Below are 17,916 nucleotides of genomic sequence, written 5' to 3'. Positions count from 1 at the left end.
CGACAACTGAAGGTTTTTGCATGATTGCCACGCAGCAAGCTTCCTTTCCGGAGCCGATTTCCCCTGACGCCCCCCTGCCTTCGCGCAAGATCATCCGCGGCTGGCTGATCCCGCTTGGCGCGCGCAGCACGCCGCGCGCGCTGGCGCTGTTCGCGCTGGACACCGCGCTGTTCCTGGCCGCGCTGGCCGGGGTGGTGCTGTTCTCCCACTGGCTCGCCAAGCTGGCCGCCAGCGTGGTGACGGGGCTGGTCATCGCCCGCTTGTTCATCATCGGCCACGATGCCTGCCACCAGAGCCTGACGCCCCGGCGCGGCCTGAACAAATGGCTGGGCCGGCTGACCTTCCTGCCGTCGCTCACGCCCTACAGCTTGTGGGAAGTGGGCCATAACGTGGTCCACCACGGCTACTCCAACCTCAAGGGCTTCGACTTTGTCTGGGCGCCTTACTCGCTGGATGAATTCCAGGCGCTGCCGCGCTGGCGCCGTGCGCTGGAGCGCGTCTACCGCACCGGCTTTGGCGCGGGCCTGTACTACCTGGTCGAGATCTGGTGGTTCAAGATGTTCTTCCCCAGCCGCCGCCAGATGCCCACGCGCCGCGCCGTCTTCATGTGGGACTGCGCGCTGGTGGCCCTGTTCGGCGCCGCGTGGATCGGCGCGCTGGCGTGGCTGGCAATTGCCACCGGCCAGTCGGTCGCGCTGCTGGTCGGGCTGGGCTTCGTGCTGCCGTTCCTGGTCTGGAATTTCACCGTGGGCTTCGTGCTCTACGTGCACCACACCCACACCAGCGTGGCCTGGTACGATACCAAGGCCATGTGGGCGCGCGCCCAGCCCTTCGTCTCCACTACCGTGCACCTGCGCTTTCGCTATGGCATCGGCGCGGCGCTGCATCACATCATGGAGCACACCGCGCACCACGTGGACATGAGCGTGCCGCTGTACCGCCTCAAGCGTGCGCAGGCGCTGCTGGAGCACGCGCTGCCGGGCCGCATCATCATCCAGAACTTCACCTGGCGCTGGTATTTCCATACGGCGCGCCGCTGCAAGCTGTACGACTTCAAGGCGCTGTGCTGGACGGACTTCCGCGGCCGGCAGACCAGCGCCAACGCGCCAGTGCCGGCCTGACCCAGCCTGAAGCACCGCCCCGGCGGCCAGCGATGGCCGCCCGCCGCAACCGCAGCCCCCCTGGCTGCGGTTTTTCATTTGGGGCGCGTAATACTCAATTACAAAGTCTTTCCCTGTGCTTGTCCCGCGGCGCAGCGCTTGCCTCGTTAAGGACGATATCGGTCCCAAGGTCATTGCGCATGCCGCCCCGGGGCCGCCCCTTAGACGACGCTTGACCGCAAATCAGATTCCACAGGACATAGAGAAATGGCAACCAGCAAACCTCATGCGCCCATGCGCCGCCGCCTGCTCCGCAGCGCCCTGCCGGCGCTCGCCTCGCTGGCCGTGCTCGGCAGCCTCGCCGGCTGCGTGACCGAACGCGTGGTAGTACGGCAGCCGCCGCCACCGCCGCCTCACCAGGTGGTGCGCAACATGCCGCCGCCGGTGCACGAGGACCGCGGTCCCGCGCCGGCCTACGGCTGGAACTGGGTGCCGGGCCATTGGAAGTGGGAGGGCAACGACTGGTTCTGGGTGCACGGCCGCTGGGTCCAGCAGCCGGTGCCGGTGATGCCGCCCGTGATCGTGGAGCAGATCACGGTCATGCCCGCGCAGCACGCCTACTGGGTCCCCGGACACTGGGTCTGGCGCTTCGAAGGCGGCGGCTGGGTCTGGATGAAGGGCGCCTGGCGCGGCTAAGCCCGCTCGGGCGGGCTGGCCAGCGCCGTTCTTATTTGGACGCAGCGCCTGCCGCCCCCATCTTCCCGCCTAGCTCCGCGATGCGCGCGCGCATGGCGTCGGCCGAGCCGATCTGGTGGAACAGCGGGCCGCCCGGGGCAAAGCTGTCGGCCGTGGCCAGCCGGCCAACCACCACCGGCTCGAAGCCGGCATCGCGCACCAGCTGCTCGCCAATGCGCAGCGCCTTTGGATCGTCGGCGGCGATCGGCACCGCGATCAGGCCCTCGGCCCGGTGGTTCATGTTCGCGAAGTTGGTGGCGCCCATGAAATTGAAGGCACGCACGATGCGCGCGCCACGCAGGTACTTTGCGGTGGTGATGCCGATGCCTTTGCGCATCGCCTCTTCGGCTACGGCGCCATCGCGCGCACGCACGGCATTGGTCGCATCCACCACCACCTTGCCGGCAAAGGCCTTGCCGTACTCCGCCGAGAGGTCAGGCAAGGCCTTGTAAGGGACGGCGAGAAGAATCACATTGGAAAAGGCCAGCGCCTCGGCCACCGTGCCCGCGCGGGCAAGCGGGCCGAGCTTCTCGACCAGCGGCTTGATCTCATCCGGGTGGCGCGAGGAGAACAGCACGGGATGGCCAGCCTTCACCCACAGGCCGCCCAGCGTGCCGCCGATGCGGCCCGAGCCGATCACGCCAATGGGCATGGGCGCGCCATCCCGGCTAGCCTGCGCGCGCAAGCGCGAGGGCGAGATCCCCAGCCACATCGCCAGCAAGGCGAGGCTAACGCTGCCGGTGAGCAAGCGGCGGCGCCGGTCGATGGATGCGATGCGTTCGACGGGTTCAGCAAACGGCATGGTGGACTCCTCGATCCGGTGAAGAGCGGGGTGCTGCAAGACAGCATGCGGGTGCGGTGCGCTTGGCACGCCTTCAAACTCTAGGCGAAAAATGCAGCGCGCGCCGCCGGCTCGCTGCCGCCGCGTGATCGATTTGGCGCTTGCCACACTGTGCACTACAGTAAGTAGCACTTGCATCACCCGGCATCACCCGGCATCCCCTGCGCTGCGCCCTTGTCCCGACGGAGAAGGTAATGGCCCTCGCCCTCCCCTGTCCGCGCCGCTCAAGGCTCGCGCCCGCCGCGCAGCGCACGGCAGCCGGCTGCGCTCGGGTGGCACTGGTGGCGCTGGCAGCGGGCGCACCGGCGGGCGTGGCCGCCCAGACGCCGGAAACAGCGCCGCCGGCCGACGAGGTCCACAACCTGCGCGAGTTCACCGTGGTCGCACCCGCGCCGCTGCCTTCATTCTCCATCCCGCGCGAGGCGTTTCCCGGCAATGTGCAGACCGCGACGGACGCCGACATGGAGCGCGCCAAGTCCGGCAACCTGTCCTCGTTCCTCGGCGAAACCATGGACAGCGTGGTGATCAACGACGTGCAGGGCAATCCGTTCCAGAAGGACATCCTCTATCGCGGCTACCGCCTGTCCTCCACCCTGGGCGCAGCGCAGGGCATCGCGCTCTACCTGGATGGCGTACGCCAGAATGCCGCGCTGGGCGATGTGGTCGACTGGACGGCAATCCCCGAGGCTGCGATCAGCACCATCACGCTGGTGCCCGGCAGCAATCCGCTCTACGGCCTCAACGCGCTTGGCGGCGCGCTGGCGCTGACCACCAAGTCCGGCGAGACACATCCCGGCGTGGAGGCTGACCTGAGCCTCGGCAGCCACGGCCGCGCGCGGCTCGATGTGAGCGCGGGCAACGTGCTCGGCGACGGCTGGCACGCCTTCGTGGCGGGCACGGGCTTTCGCGAGGACGGCTGGCGCCAGCACTCCGGCAGCAGCCTGGGCAACCTGTTCGCCAAGCTCGGCCGCTCCACCACCGATACGCAATGGAGCGTGAGCGTGCTGGGCAGCAGCAGCCGCCTGTCCGGCAACGGCCTGCTGCCGGACAGTATTTACGGCAGCCAGCGCAACGCCATCTACACCGCGCCGGACATTACCCGCACGCGCTCGCTGCAGGTCACGCTGAACGGCACGCACCAGTTCAACGCCGAGGACCAGCTCGCGCTGACGGTTTACGCTCGCCTGGGGCACGCAAAGGCCAGCACCGGCGATGTCAGCAACGACTACCTCGACACCTTGCTCGGCTGCCAGGGCAATGCTGGCAATGCCGGTTGCGAGCCAAGCGCCGCGCCGGCCAGCGCGGTGCTCAATACCGCGACCGTCAACACGCATGACTACGGGCTGTCCGGGCAGTGGTCGCATACGGGCGACGTCCACAACGCGGTACTGGGCGCGGCCTTTGCCCTGAGCCGCGCAACGTATCGCCAGGACACGCAGCCCGCCAGCTTCAACGACGATCGCGTGGCGGTGGCGGACCCCGGCGCCACGCCCACCACCAATGCCTCGCTCGATGGCCGCACCAGCACCGTCAGCCTGTATGCCTCCGATACCATCAAGCTGCTGCCGCACAGCTACCTCACCGCGAGCGCGCGCTGGAACACCTCGAGCACGCACACCGTGCTGAGCTTGCCGAACGCGTCCGACGAACGCTTCACGTTCTCGAAGCTCAATCCTTCGCTCGGCATCTCGCACCCGTTGCGAAGCGGCCTCACGGTCTTTGCCTCGGCCTCGCAAGGCACGCGCATGCCGACCGCGATCGAGCTGGGCTGCGCGGATCCGGCCAACGCCTGCCAGCTGCCCACCGGCCTGCAGGCGGACCCGTACCTGCGCCAGGTGGTGTCGCGCACGGTGGAGTTCGGCGGGCGCTGGAAGGCTAGCGATGCCACCGACCTCACGCTGGCGCTGTACCGCAGCGACAACCGCGACGACATCCTGTTCCAGCGCTCGCCGGTCAGCCCGCTCGGCTACTTCACCAACTTCCCCAAGACCCGCAGCCAGGGGCTAGAGCTCGGACTGCGCCAGCGGCTGGGCCGGGTGATGCTGCGCGCGAGCTACAGCTACCTGCAATCCACCTACCAGGCGGACGGCCAGATCCAGACGCCGTTCGCGGCGCCCGTCAACGTGCGCCCCGGCACGCGCATGGCGGGCGTGCCGCTGCATAGCTTCAAGCTGAGCGCAGACTGGCGCGCAACCGAGTCGGTTACGCTCGGCGGCTCCATGGTCGCATCGTCGTCGCGCCCGGTGGCCGGCGTTGAGGACGGCGCGCTGAGCGCACAGGATCCGCGCCTGGCGCGCACCGCTGGCTTCGTGCTGTTCAACCTGCGGGCGAGCTGGCAGGTCGATGCGCGCTGGCAGCTCTATGCGCGCGTCGACAATGTGCTGGACCGCCGTTATGAAACCTATGGGCAGGCAGGCCTCAACGTGTTTCCCGGCGGCACGCTGCTGCGGCCCGGCGCGGCGGTGCCGGTCGAGCGCTTCGTCGCGCCCGGCGCGCCGCGGCTCTTCCTGGTGGGCGTGCGCTATGAATGGGGCGGGCGCTAGCGCGCAGGAATACCTTGGCAAGCGCGGCGCCCTCGCCAAGAATGAACCGATCCGGCGAATGCAGTGGCAAACAAGCAAGTGGAGGCAAACATGGCGGCAATGGGGAGTTCGCGCAAGCGTGGCGTCGCGATGCTGGCCCTGTGCGCGGGGCTGGGGGGCACGGTGAGCTCGCGCGCCGCCACCGCCTACGTGACAAGCGAGAGCGGCGGCGTTGCGGTGATCGACCTCGACCGGCTTGAGGTCACGCGCATGCTCGATCCCGGTGGCAAGGGCCCGCGTGGCCTCGCGCTCACCGCGGATGGCAAATACCTGCTGACCGCCAACAAGGCCACCGGCGATCTCTCCGTGATCGACACGCGCAACGGGCAGGTGATCAAGCGCCTGCCCATCGGGCAGAATCCCGAGTTCGTGCGGGTCTCCGGCGGCCAGGCCTTTGTCACCTATGAGCCCGGCGAGCGCGCAGGGACGGCGGGCGCGCCGAAGCCCTCCAAGGCTGGCGACGACGCGCCGGCCCCGGCGGAAATCGCAGTGATCGACCTCGCGCAGTGGCGCATCGCCCGCGCCATTCCCAGCGGGCTGGAAACCGAAGGCATCGAGTTCTCGCCCGACGGCCGCCAGCTGCTGGTCACCAATGAAGGCGACGATACGATCTCGGTCTACGCGCGCGCGAGCGGGCAGCGGGTCAGGCTGCTGAACGCGCCGCAGGGCTCGCGGCCACGCGGCATCAAGGTGAGCCCGGACGGACGGCGCTACATCGTCACGCTGGAGTCGAGCAATAGCTTCCTGGTGCTCGATGCCGCGGACTACCGCGTGCTGCAGACCGTGCCGACCCGCACCGGGCCGTATGGCGTCGCATTCGACCGGGCCGGCAAGCGTCTGTTCATCGCTGCATCGCGTGCGGACACGCTGCAGGTGTTCGATGCAAACAACTATGAAAATATCGCCAACATCGACATCGGCAAGCGCTGCTGGCACTTCAGCTTTACGCCCGACGATGCGCGGTTGCTGATTGCGTGCGGCCGCTCCAACGCAGTGTTGGTGGTCGATGCGCAGACCTACCAGCCGGTGCGCCAGCTGGATGGCATCGCGCTGAACTGGGGCATCGTCACGTACCCGAAGAGCGCGGGCACGCTCGATGCGCCATGAGCGGCGATCAGTGCTGCGCGCTCAGCAAGCCGGCGACCGTCTTCGCGCCAGCCTGATCGGCAATCTCCCGCGCGGTCAGCCCGCGGTTGTCGCGCAGCTCGGGCCGGGCGCCTCTGGACAGCAGCAGGCGCACCGTCTCGACCTTGTCGTAGCCGGCCGCCCACATCAGCGCGGTAAGCCCATTTGCGTACCGGGTGTTGACGTCCACGCCGGCGCCCAGCAGTTGCCGCACCACGCCGGCATGGCCCTCGCCGGCCGCGTAGATCATGGCGGTCTTGTCGACGCGATCCGTGGCGGCCAGCTCCGCATGGCGCGCCAGCAGCATCGCCACGATCTCCTCAAAGCCGCCGAAGGCCGCGGCCATCAACGGCGTCACGCCCTGGACGTTGGCCTGGCTGACGTCGGCGCCATGCTCGACCAGCGTGCGCGCCATGTCGGTCAGCCCGCGCTTGGCCGCGGTGAGCAACGGCGTATCGCCGATGCGGTTGCGTGCATTCACCGCCGCGCCTTGCTGCAGCGATGCGCTCACCGCCGCCGTGTCGCCGGCCCGGGCGGCGGCAAGCAGGCGGGCATTGAGGCTGATGTCGTCGTCGGCATTGGCCGGCAGGCACAGCACGCCCATGCCACATAGCAACGCAGCGGCAAGCCCCGCGCGCCATCCAGTGCGTCCGTTCATGTCCGTCTCCCGCCGCTGCCGTTGACTACGTTGCCAGTCTCATCGCGACACCTTCGCCGGCTAAGTGTGGTGGGTAAGACGCGCAATTTCAAGGAACGTCCGCACGCATGTTGCAGCGCGGCGAGCATGGTTTAAGCACCCACTGCAATGCGGGTTGTTTTGCCTGCACTCTTGCCTATACTGCATGTGACCCGGGCCGCCACAGTGTGCGACAAGCACACGCTTTCGCCCTGGGAAAGCCGGGGCACGGAAATTCAAAAAGGAGCTTCCCATGCTCTCTTCGCGCAGCCATACCCGGTTGACCCTCCCCTTGCTGTTGCTTGCGCTGGCCGCCGTGGCCGCCGCGCTCATGCCCGCAGCCTTCGGCGCGGACGAGAGCCAGGGCGGCGCGACCACCCCGGGCGCGGCCATGACCCGGCCCCTGCCGCCGGTGACACAGGCACAGCTCGACGCGGCCGGCAACAACGCGAACGACTGGGTGCATTCCAATGGCTCCTACGTGCAGACGCGCTACTACCCGGGCAGCCAGATCAACACCAAGAATGTGGCAAGGCTGAAGCCGGCGTTCCTGTTCCAGACCGCCGTGCTCGAGTCCATGGAGACCGCACCGATCGTCATCAACGGCGTGATGTTCCTGACCACGTCCTATAACCACGTCTATGCCATCGATGCCGTGACCGGCAAGGAGTTCTGGCACTACAAGCACAAGATGGGGCCGATCACGACCTTCTGCTGCGGCCCCAACAACCGCGGGGTAGCCGTCGCCGGCGACCGCCTCTTCATGGGCACGCTCGACGCCAAGCTGGTCGCGCTGGACGCCAAGACCGGCAAGCTGCTGTGGGAAACCCAGATCGCGAACCCGGAACTGGGCTACTCGGAAACCATGGCGCCGGTGGTCGTGGACGACAAGATCCTGATCGGCACCAACGGCGGCGAGTACGGCATCCGTGGCTTCCTCAAGGCGTATAGCGCCACCGACGGCAAGCTGCTGTGGACCTTCTACACCATCCCCGAAAAAGGCCATGAAGGCGTGTGGGCCACCAAGGACGCGACCGGGCGCGACATGAAGCGCGACATCGCGGCCGAGAAGAAGCAGCTCGCGGACAAGGGCGGGGACTTCTACAAGGCGCTCGGTGGCGGCGTGTGGATGCCGCCGGCGATCGACCGCAAGAACAAGATGGCGATCTTCGTGGTGGGCAATCCTTCGCCCGACCTGTATGGCGCCATCCGCCCCGGAGACAATCTCTATACCGATTCGATGGTCGCGGTGGACCTGGATACCGGCGCCTACAAATGGCACTCGCAGTACATCGCCCATGACGTGTGGGACCTGGATGCCGCCAGCCCGCCGATCCTGGTCGACGTGCGCGACAAGAACGGCCAGATGATTCCCGGCGTGATCCACGGCGGCAAGACCGGCCACGTCTATGTGCATGACCGCCGCGACGGTCGCCTGATCCGCTTCTCACAAGCCATGATCCCGCAGGAAGACATGTGGACCCTGCCCACGGCCGCCGGCGCGCGCATGCTACCGGGCGCCAACGGCGGCGTGGAATGGTCGCCGATGGCCTTCAGCCCGAAGACGCGGATGGCCTATGCCGCCAACCTGCACCAGCCCATGACGTACCAGGTGGAAGCCTCTCCCTACCCGGGCGGCAAGCTCTGGCTTGGCGGCGCCTTCAAGACCATCCCGGCCGAAGCGCAGTGGGGCAAGCTCTCCGCGGTGAACATCGATACCGGCAAGGTGGTGTGGGACTACAAGACCGACCAGCCGCTGATCGGCGGCGTGCTCGCGACGGCGGGCGGCCTGGTCTTCAACGGTGAAGGCAACGGCCTGTTCCGCGCCTTCGACGCTGCCACCGGCAAGAAGCTGTGGGAGTACCAGTGCGGCGCGGGCGTGAATGCGCCGGCGGTGTCCTACATGGTCGGCGGCAAGCAGTACATCGCGGTGGCGGCCGGCGGCAACACGCAACTGGACTTCAAGCGCGGCAACAGCGTGCTGGTGTTCGCGGTGCAATAGGCACATAGGCGTATAGGCATATAGGCATATAGGCATATAGGCATGCGGATCCCGTCCAGTCTCGCCCGGCCCCGGCAGCCAGCGCTGCCGGGGCCGGCCTATTTGCTATGCGTGCTGCTGGCATGCGCGGCCGGCACGGCGCGCGCCGATCCCGAAGCCGGCAGGCGCAAGGCGGAATCCTGCGTGGCTTGCCACGGCCCGATGGGCAACTCCGGCAATCCACTCTATCCGGTACTGGCCGGCCAGACCGCGCGCTACATCTACCTGGAGCTGAAGGACTTCAAGGAAGGCCGGCGCAGCGACCCGATGATGACGCCGATGGCAACGCCCCTGTCGCGCGAGGACATGCTCGACCTGGGCGAATATTTTGCCGCGCAGAAACCCATTGCCTCTCAGTTCAAGGCCGATGGGCAAAAAGTGGAAGCCGGCAGGAAGAAGGCCGAGGAAGTGCTCTGCACCATGTGCCATCTTGGCGGCTTTGCCGGGCAGAATGAAATTCCCCGCGTGGCGGGGCAGCAGTATGCCTATATCGTCAAGCAACTGGAGGACTTCCGGTCGCGCAAGCGGACTAATGATGGGGGGAGCATGACCAGCGTGGCGCGCGGGCTGTCGGATGCGGATATTCAGAATCTTGCGAGTTATATGGCTAATTTGCAGTAGGACCCAGCCGCCGTACGATCTGCGGGGTTGGTCGCTGTTTATTTCGTCGGCGATGGCTGTTGAACCCAAAAGCCATACGACATCCCCCTGCGGGGGCTGCCGGTCACTTTTCTTTGCCCCGGCAAAGAAAACTAACGAAAAGAAAGCCGGCCGGCCGGGGGCAGAGCAATAAGGCTATTCGGCCTCGGGGGTTTCGTCGTACGGCCCAGAGTGCCGGCGGGCTTCTGCCGGTACCGGCTTGATCGGCCAAGAAGCTGCTAGTTTCCGGGATTCGTGGTGGGGCCCCCGGTAGCGGAATCCTTGCCCATTCGGCAATCTGCCGTTACCGGCGCGAAGCACCACGACACATCGCCCGCCAATGGTTTCGTGGTGGGGCGGGCGCGGTGGTCAGGGTCTTGGGCATATCAATCCGGTGCCACCGCGCCCACGACGGAACCGGTGCGCCTGCAACTTCGTGGCCGGCCACTCCGCGAGCGACAGACTGCTTGCAGCAAGTGATGTCTGCTACCGGGGGCCCCACCGTGAATCCCGGAGGCCGGCAGGTTCGTGGCCCTTCAAACCGGTACCGGCAGAAGCCCACTGGCACTCCGGGCCGTACGACGAAACCACCGAGATTCGAGAGCCTTATTGCTCTGCTCCCGGCAGGGCGGCTTTCTTCTCGTTAGTCTTCTTTGCCGCGCAAAGAAGAGTGACCGGCAGCCCCCGCAGGGGGATGTCGTATGGCTGTTGGGTGCAAAAACCAACACCGCTCAAACAAACAGCGACCAACCCAACAGGAGCCTCATCGGCTGGCTTTCAAGCTGGGTTACCCCCCTAAAAAAAACGGGGCTTGCGCCCCGCTCAAACCCTCGCCAGTCCGGACCTCCGGCCGTCAACTGCACGGCCACCGGACCGTCGATCACCGATGCTCGGTAGTGGGCCCGCCTCTCGGGCAGGCCCGTTGATCAATTGGTGGTCTTGGCGCCAGCCTCAAACCACTGCCCCAGCAGCGCGCGCTCGTCATCCGTGATCTGCGTGACGTTGCCCAGCGGCATGGCCTTTTGCTGCACCGCCTGCTGGTAGATCATCTGCGCATGCGCCTTGATCTCGTCGGCGGTATCGAGCTTGATGCCCTTGGCGGCGCTCGGCATCATCTTGGGCGCCGCGGCATGGCACTGGATGCAGCGCGAGTTGATGACTTCCTGCACCTGCGTGAAACTCACCTGCGTGGCGGCGGCGCCGTCCTTGCCGGCAACCACCTCACGCTGCACCGGCGCGATCATCACCGCTACCACCGCCAGCACGGCCACGCCGGCAGCAGGCCACGCGACGTTGATCTTGCCCTTGTGCTTGAGGATGAAGAACTGGCGGATCAGCACGCCGGCCAGCATGATCAGCACCAGCGCGGCCCAGTTGTACTTGTAGCTGTAGGTCATGCTGTAGTGGTTCGACAGCATGGCAAACAGCACCGGCAGCGTGAAGTAGGTGTTGTGCACGCTGCGTTGCTTGGCGTTCTTGCCATGCACCGGGTCCACCGGATCGCCCGCGCGCAGCGCGGCAACCACCTTGCGCTGTCCCGGGATGATCCACACCAGCACGTTGGCGCTCATGATGGTCGCGATCATCGCGCCGGTCAGCAGGAACGCCGCGCGGCCCGAGAACACGTGGCAGGCGACAAACGCGGCCAGCGCCACGTAGATCGCCACCAGGATGCCGACGGTGCGGTCGCTCTTGCCGAATACGCGGCAGATGCAGTCGTACACCAGCCAGCCCACGCCGAGGTAGGACAGCGCAAACCCGATCGCCGCGCCCGGCGACATGTCCATCACGTTCTTGTCGATCAGGAACGTGCTGGCGTTGAACAGGTACAGCACCACCAGCAGGCCGAAGCCGGTCATCCAGGTGGAATACGACTCCCAGTAGAACCAGTGCAGGTTCTCCGGCAGTGTCTTTGGCGCGGTCAGGTATTTCTGCGGGTTGTAGAAACCGCCGCCGTGCACCGCCCACAGCTCGCCGCCCACGCCCTTCTCCTGCAGGTCGGGGTCGTCGGGACGGGTCAGGCTGTTGTCGAGCCAGACGAAATAAAACGAGGAACCGATCCACGCGATCGCCGTGATGACGTGCACCCAGCGCAGCAGCAGATTGGCCCAGTCGAGGATATAGCCTTCCATGTCTTGTCTCCTTTATTGCCCGTTGCCGCGCTCAGCTACCGCGGTAGGTCGAGTACGACCAAGGGGAGACCAGCAACGGCACGTGGTAATGCGCGCTGGTGTCGGCAATGCCGAAACGCAGCGTCACCACGTCGAGGAATGCCGGCTCGGGCAGCTTGGTGCCCTGGGTGCGGAAATAATCGCCGGCGCCGAATTCGAGCTCGTACACCCCGACCGCCATGGTCTCGCCATCCAGCAGGGGCTGGTCGCAACGGCCATCGTGGTTGGTGACGACTGTCTTCAGCGTCTCCTTGCGATTGTCGACAATTTTATGCAGGGTAATCGACATGCCGGCGCCGGGTGTGCCGGCTGCGGTGTCGAGTACATGTGTGGTCAAGCGTCCCATCCTGTTGTTCCTTAGGGCTTTGGGTTGTGAGAGGCGCCGCTGCCTTCACTAGCACCATTTGTGCGAATGGTGCCCGCTCGGTACGTATTTCTAACGCATCCCGGCGCTGGACTGGTGCATGGCGACAATGCTTCGCACCACTCCGGATGGCAACTCAGGAATTACCCTGACTTGTCGAAAACCTAGCTCGGTTTTGTTGACAATATTGCCGCCATAACCAAATAATTGTCAACAATTTTTGGGGCGCGCCATCGCTTCACCCCGCTTACCACGGCGCGCTGCTCCCCTCCTCACCGATACGCTGGTGCCAAGATGTCCAAGAGTCTCAAGCTGATCGCCGGTGCCGATGACACCGCCGCCCCGACCGAAATCAAGCCCGCCCGCAAGGGCTCTGTCGAGGAGCGCATGTATCACGAGATCTATGACGCGATCATGGAGCACCGGCTGCCCCCGCGCACCAAGCTGACGGAGCACTCGCTGTGCGAAATCTATGCCACGGCGCGCCACACGGTGCGCAAGGTGCTGGCGCACCTGGCCGCCGACGGCATGGTGGACCTGGAGCCCAACCGCGGCGCCTTCATCGCCAGCCCCTCCACCGACGAGGCGCACGACATGTTCGAGCTGCGCCAGATGCTGGAGCGCGCGGTGCTGGAAAAGCTCGCCGGCATGCGCGACGTCAAGCGCGTGATCGCGCCGCTGCGCAAGATGGTGGAGGCCGAGCGCCAGGCCTTCCTGACCAACGAGCGGCCCAAGTGGATCCGCCTGTCGGCCGAATTCCATACCGCGCTGGCCGAGCTTTCGGGCAACGCGCTGCTGGTCACCATGATGCGCCGGCTGGTGTCGCGCACCACGCTGATGATCGCCAGCGTCGAGGCGCCGGGCAATAACGCCTGCTCCTTCGACGAACACGAAGAGATCCTCGACGCACTGGAACAGGGCGACGCCGCCCTCGCCCAGAGCCGCATGGCGCACCATCTCGGCGCTTGCGCCGACCGCGTGCAGCCCGATGAACCGGGCAATTTCGATCTTCGCAGCGTGCTGGGTCACTCCACCTAGCAGGTTGTTCCCGCTGCCAAACTGCGGCCAAGGCCCGATTCCTGCTCATGAGAGACGCGTCCCCGATGATGCGCGCAGCCGGAGTCACACACCAAGAGCCACCCCGCCCGGCAGCGTTCCCATCAAACCCAAAGGAGAGGAGACACACTCATGACTAGCGCTAGCACCACGGTCCCCACGGACCTGACCAACGAGCGGCTGCCTTCGGGCCGGCTGCTTGCGCTCGGCCTCCAGCACGTGCTGGTGATGTATGCCGGTACCGTCGCGGTGCCGCTGATCATCGGCGGCGCGCTCAAGCTGCCCAAGGACCAGCTCGCCTTCCTGATCAATGCCGACCTGTTCGCCGCGGGCCTGGCCACGCTGATCCAGGCCTTCGGCTTCTGGAAGTTCGGCATCCGCATGCCGGTGATGATGGGTGTGACCTTCGCCTCGGTAGCGCCGATGATCGCTATCGGTTCCGACCCCAACGTAGGCCTGCTCGGCATCTACGGCGCGGTGATTGCCGCGGGGGTGTTCGGCATCCTGGTGGCGCCGCTGATGGGACGCATGCTCGGGCTGTTCCCGCCTGTGGTCACCGGCACGGTGATCACGCTGATCGGTGTGTCGCTGATGCGGGTGGGGATCAACTGGGCGGCCGGCGGCCAGCCCACCACGCGTGCCGTGATCGACGGCGTGGTCAAGGATGTGCCTAACCTGGCTTATGGCGACCTGGGGAACCTGGGCATCGCAGCGCTGGTGCTGGTGGCGATCCTGTTGCTGAGCAAATACGGCCGTGGCCTGATCTCCAACTGCGCGGTGCTGCTGGGCATCGTCATCGGCACCCTGGTGGCGATGGCGCTGGGGAAGGTCTCCTTCGAAGGCATCAATGAAGCCAGCGCGATCGCGCTGATCACGCCGCTGCATTTCGGCATCCCGACCTTCGACATTCCCGCCATCCTGTCGATGTGCGTGGTGATGCTGATCACGCTGGTGGAATCCACCGGCATGTTCCTCGCGCTGGCCGACATCACCGGCAAGCGCCTGTCCAACGAGGACCTGACCCGCGGCCTGCGTGCCGACGGCCTGGGCACCGTGATCGGCGGCTTGTTCAACACCTTCCCCTACACCTCGTTCTCGCAGAACGTGGGCCTGGTGACCGTGACCGGCGTGCGCTCGCGCTATGTGGCGGTGGCCGGCGGCATCATCCTGATCGGCCTGGGCCTGTTCCCGAAGATGGCGCACATCGTGGCCTCGGTGCCGCAGTTCGTGCTCGGCGGCGCGGGCATCGTGATGTTCGGCATGGTGGCCGCCACCGGCATCCGCATCCTGGGCTCGTGCGATTTCAACCGCAACCGCTTCAACCTGTTCATCGTCGCCATCTCGATCGGTTTCGGCATGATCCCGACACTGGCGCCGACCCTCTTCCAGTACCTGCCCAAGTGGACCGACCCGTTCACCCACAGCGGCATCGTGCTGGGCACCATCGTGGCAGTCGTGCTCAACGTCTTCTTCAACGGCATCCAGTCGCGTGAAGAAGCGATGCGCAACGCCGCGGCCAACTCGCACGGCACGGAATAAGTCCAGCCGGCGGCGGCCGGCACCGTTTCCTGAAGAACCATGACCCTGATGACAAGCCACAACTATCCACGCGATCTGATCGGTTACGGCAGCCAGCCACCGCACGCCCGCTGGCCGGGCGGCGCGCGCATTGCGCTGCAGTTCGTCCTCAACTACGAAGAGGGCGGCGAAAACAACGTGCTGCACGGCGACGCCGGCTCCGAGCAGTTCCTCTCCGAGATCATCGGCGCGGCGGCCTACCCCGAGCGCCACATGAGCATGGAGGGCGTGTACGAGTACGGCTCGCGCGCCGGAGTCTGGCGCATCCTGCGCGAGTTCGAGCAGCGCGGGCTGCCGCTGACGATCTTCGGCGTGTCGATGGCGTTGCAGCGCCATCCGGAGCTGACCCGCGCGTTTGTCGAGCTTGGCCACGAGATCGCCTGCCACGGCTGGCGCTGGATCCATTACCAGGGCATGGACGAAGCCACCGAGCGCGAGCACATGCGCATCGGCATGCAGATCATCAAGGAGCTGACCGGCTCGCTGCCGCTGGGCTGGTACACCGGCCGCGACAGCCCCAACACGCGCCGCCTGGTGGTGGAGCACGGCGGACTGCTGTACGACTCGGACTACTACGGCGACGACCTGCCCTTCTGGACCGAGGTGGAGGTCAGCAACGGCGAGACAAAGCCCCACCTGGTGGTGCCCTACACGCTCGACTCCAACGACATGCGCTTTGCCACGCCGCAAGGCTTCAATACCGGCGAGCAGTTCTTCCAGTACCTCAAGGACGCTTTCGACGTGCTCTACGCCGAGGGCGATCCGCAGGGGCTGGACCGCCCCAAGATGCTGTCGGTCGGCATGCACTGCCGCCTGCTGGGCCGCCCGGGGCGCATGCGCGGGCTGCAGCGCTTTCTCGACTACGTGCAGGGCCATGACAAAGTCTGGATCTGCAAGCGCGTGGATATCGCGCGCCACTGGGCCGAGACCCATCCCCACTCCGCACAGAACCACGCATAAGCAGAACCATAAGCCGAACCATGAGCCAGACCTACACCCTCGACCAACTCAACGCCCTGCCGGCCGCCGACTTCATCCAGGCGCTTGGCGGCATCTATGAACACTCCGCGTGGGTGGCCGAAGCCGCCGCCACGCAGCGCCCCTTCGCCCACGCTGCCGCGCTGGCCGACGCCATGCGCGCCATCGTGGACGACGCCGGCGACGCCGCCCAGATCAAGCTGGTGCGCGCCCACCCGGAGCTGGCCGGCAAGGCCGCCGTGCGCGGCGAGCTGACCGCCGAGTCGACCCGCGAGCAAAGCGGCGCCGGCCTGGACCAATGCTCCGCCGAGCAGTTCGAGCAGCTCCAGTCGCTCAACCGCCAGTACAACGAGAAATTCGGCTTTCCCTTCATCCTGGCCGTGCGTGGCTATGACCGCGCCGGCATCATCGGCGAGTTCGCAAGGCGCGTGAACAACGAGCCGGCCGCGGAGTTGCAAACTTGCATCAAGCAGATCCACCGCATTGCGCAATTCCGCCTGAACGACTTAGTATCCGGCTGAGCAAAAAAGCAGTCGTTTCGTTACCTTTTCGTTACCCTGCGTTACCCATGCCGCTGTAACGGGCAGGCGCCGGACCGAGCCAAGGTCCGGCGCCTGCCAAAAATAGCACCAGCACCAATAAAACGAATAGAACCCGTCAGGGACCCAGTACACAACGAACGCAACGGATCAACCACGGAGAAACCCACAATGCACAAGCATATCAAGCCGGCCCTCAAGCTGGCAGCGATGGCGGCAGCCCTTTTCAGCGGCGCGGCCATGGCGCAATCCAGCGTCACGCTGTACGGCCAGGCCGACATGTTCGTCGGCGGCGTCAAGAACGTCGGCGCGTCCGGCCGCGCCTATGTCGCCAACTCGGGCGGCATGCAGACCTCGTACTGGGGCATCAAGGGCACCGAAGACCTCGGCAACGGCACCAAGGCCATCTTCGACCTGAACGGATTCTTCCGCACCGACAGCGGTTCCTCGGGCCGCTTCAACGGCGACTCGATGTTCAGCCGCAATGCCTTCGTCGGCCTGCAGAACGACAAGCTGGGCACCATCAAGCTGGGCCGCAACACCACGCCTTTCTTCGTGTCGACCATCCTGCTCAACCCGCTGATCGACTCCTACGTGTTCTCGCCGATGGTGTTCCACACCTATTTCGGCGCTTCCACCGCGCGCGTGCTCGACCCGGGCATCATCGGCGATTCGGGCTGGAACAACTCGCTGCTGTACTCCACGCCGAACTTCGGCGGCCTGACCGCCAACGTGATCTACTCCTTCGGCGAGAAGGCAGGTGCCACCGGCCAGAACAAGTGGGGCGGCAACCTGATGTACTTCAACGGCCCGTTCGCCGCTACGCTGGCCTTCCAGCAAGTGAAGTTCGACAGCAACCCGGGTGACGTGACCGCGTCGACCAGCCCGCTGCTGGTCGGCTTCAGCAAGCAGAACGCGGTGCAAGGCGGCGTGAGCTACGACTTCAAGGTCGTCAAGCTGTTCGCGCAAGGCCAGTACATCAAGTCGGACATCAACAACAACGTCAACGGCGACATCAAGCACACCAACGGCCAGGTCGGCGTTTCGGTGCCGGTCGGCAACGGCAATATCCTGGCGTCCTACGCCTACGACAAGACCAAGAACTCGGTCGCGGACTTCAAGCGCAACACGGTGGCGGTCGCCTACGACTACAACCTGTCCAAGCGCACCGACGTCTACGCCGCTTATTTCTACGACAAGATCACCGACCTGTCGCACGGCGACACCTTCGGTGTTGGCCTGCGTCACAAGTTCTGACGCTTTCCCCTTGTCAACGGGAATTGATACCCGCCCTTGTGGCGGGTTTCAGCTTGCTGACAAAGCCGGCGCTGCGTTGTCGTGCTCCCCTCTCCCGCGCGCGGGAGAGGGGGTGGGGGAGAGGGCGGGCGCTCGTTACGCCTGCGTGCTGGAAAACACCACGGGCTTCGCTTCAAGTGGCTCCTAGCTGATATGACTCCCCGTGTCAATCGAGATTGGTTTGATTCAGTTTCA

General features: G+C 65.8%; 15 protein-coding genes. 11 read left to right on the top strand and 4 right to left on the bottom strand.

The window, feature by feature from the left end:
- Positions 1–20 precede the first annotated feature (20 nt).
- Both ACGLHR_RS33000 and ACGLHR_RS32995 read left to right on the top strand, forming a co-directional pair.
- On the top strand, positions 21–1,121 hold the full coding sequence (locus ACGLHR_RS33000) for a fatty acid desaturase (RefSeq protein ID WP_400099057.1): 1,101 nt from the start codon (positions 21–23) through the stop codon (positions 1,119–1,121).
- 246 nt (positions 1,122–1,367) lie between these two features.
- Positions 1,368–1,796, top strand: a complete 429-nt coding sequence (locus ACGLHR_RS32995; protein WP_400099056.1) for a hypothetical protein — start codon at positions 1,368–1,370, stop codon at positions 1,794–1,796.
- Between the two features lie 31 nt (positions 1,797–1,827).
- Here ACGLHR_RS32995 and ACGLHR_RS32990 read toward each other — a convergent pair whose 3' ends face one another.
- Positions 1,828–2,637, bottom strand: a complete 810-nt coding sequence (locus ACGLHR_RS32990) for an NADPH-dependent F420 reductase (RefSeq protein ID WP_400099054.1) — start codon at positions 2,635–2,637, stop codon at positions 1,828–1,830.
- Between the two features lie 233 nt (positions 2,638–2,870).
- Between ACGLHR_RS32990 and ACGLHR_RS32985 the strand changes: the two genes are divergently transcribed.
- Together ACGLHR_RS32985 and ACGLHR_RS32980 are read left to right on the top strand one after the other, a co-directional pair.
- Positions 2,871–5,219 carry a TonB-dependent receptor gene (locus ACGLHR_RS32985; RefSeq protein ID WP_400099052.1) on the top strand — a complete coding sequence of 783 codons (2,349 nt, stop codon included), beginning with the start codon at positions 2,871–2,873 and terminating at the stop codon, positions 5,217–5,219.
- A 63-nt stretch (positions 5,220–5,282) separates the two neighbouring features.
- Entirely contained in the window at positions 5,283–6,365 is a 1,083-nt protein-coding gene (locus tag ACGLHR_RS32980; RefSeq protein ID WP_400099050.1) for a beta-propeller fold lactonase family protein, read from the top strand.
- 7 nt (positions 6,366–6,372) lie between these two features.
- Here the strand turns inward: ACGLHR_RS32980 and ACGLHR_RS32975 are convergent, their stop codons facing one another.
- Positions 6,373–7,041 carry an ankyrin repeat domain-containing protein gene (locus ACGLHR_RS32975; RefSeq protein ID WP_400099048.1) on the bottom strand — a complete coding sequence of 223 codons (669 nt, stop codon included), beginning with the start codon at positions 7,039–7,041 and terminating at the stop codon, positions 6,373–6,375.
- Between the two features lie 349 nt (positions 7,042–7,390).
- Between ACGLHR_RS32975 and ACGLHR_RS32970 the strand changes: the two genes are divergently transcribed.
- Together ACGLHR_RS32970 and ACGLHR_RS32965 are read left to right on the top strand one after the other, a co-directional pair.
- Positions 7,391–9,061 (top strand): pyrroloquinoline quinone-dependent dehydrogenase, encoded by a 1,671-nt coding sequence (locus ACGLHR_RS32970; protein ID WP_400099084.1) that lies wholly within the window; start codon positions 7,391–7,393, stop codon positions 9,059–9,061.
- A 42-nt stretch (positions 9,062–9,103) separates the two neighbouring features.
- Positions 9,104–9,721, top strand: coding sequence for a c-type cytochrome (locus ACGLHR_RS32965; RefSeq protein ID WP_400099046.1), 618 nt, complete (start codon positions 9,104–9,106; stop codon positions 9,719–9,721).
- Between the two features lie 944 nt (positions 9,722–10,665).
- Here the strand turns inward: ACGLHR_RS32965 and ACGLHR_RS32960 are convergent.
- Both ACGLHR_RS32960 and uraH read right to left on the bottom strand, forming a co-directional pair.
- Positions 10,666–11,871, bottom strand: coding sequence for a urate hydroxylase PuuD (locus tag ACGLHR_RS32960; protein WP_400099044.1), 1,206 nt, complete (start codon positions 11,869–11,871; stop codon positions 10,666–10,668).
- A gap of 31 nt (positions 11,872–11,902) precedes the next feature.
- Positions 11,903–12,256 (bottom strand): hydroxyisourate hydrolase, encoded by a 354-nt coding sequence (gene uraH / locus ACGLHR_RS32955; RefSeq protein WP_267605960.1) that lies wholly within the window; start codon positions 12,254–12,256, stop codon positions 11,903–11,905.
- 312 nt (positions 12,257–12,568) lie between these two features.
- Between uraH and ACGLHR_RS32950 the strand changes: the two genes are divergently transcribed.
- From ACGLHR_RS32950 to ACGLHR_RS32930, 5 genes are all read left to right on the top strand, one after another.
- Complete coding sequence (locus ACGLHR_RS32950; protein WP_174423888.1) at positions 12,569–13,312, top strand: GntR family transcriptional regulator; 744 nt, start codon at positions 12,569–12,571, stop codon at positions 13,310–13,312.
- A gap of 150 nt (positions 13,313–13,462) precedes the next feature.
- Entirely contained in the window at positions 13,463–14,869 is a 1,407-nt protein-coding gene (locus ACGLHR_RS32945; RefSeq protein WP_400099041.1) for a nucleobase:cation symporter-2 family protein, read from the top strand.
- Positions 14,870–14,917: 48 nt separating this feature from the next.
- Positions 14,918–15,868: an allantoinase PuuE gene (gene puuE / locus ACGLHR_RS32940; protein WP_400099082.1), complete on the top strand. Its 951-nt coding sequence runs from the start codon at positions 14,918–14,920 to the stop codon at positions 15,866–15,868.
- A 20-nt stretch (positions 15,869–15,888) separates the two neighbouring features.
- A complete protein-coding gene (gene uraD / locus ACGLHR_RS32935; protein ID WP_400099040.1) occupies positions 15,889–16,407 on the top strand; it encodes a 2-oxo-4-hydroxy-4-carboxy-5-ureidoimidazoline decarboxylase in 519 nt (172 codons plus the stop codon).
- A gap of 189 nt (positions 16,408–16,596) precedes the next feature.
- Positions 16,597–17,682, top strand: a complete 1,086-nt coding sequence (locus ACGLHR_RS32930; RefSeq protein ID WP_400099038.1) for a porin — start codon at positions 16,597–16,599, stop codon at positions 17,680–17,682.
- The last annotated feature ends 234 nt before the right edge of the window (positions 17,683–17,916 follow it).

Origin of the sequence: Cupriavidus sp. CuC1, assembly GCF_044627735.1 — a bacterium.
In the GTDB taxonomy this organism is placed as follows: domain Bacteria; phylum Pseudomonadota; class Gammaproteobacteria; order Burkholderiales; family Burkholderiaceae; genus Cupriavidus; species Cupriavidus ulmosensis.
Note: the sequence above shows the minus strand (reverse complement) of the source record. Positions and strands in the feature narration are given on the sequence as shown.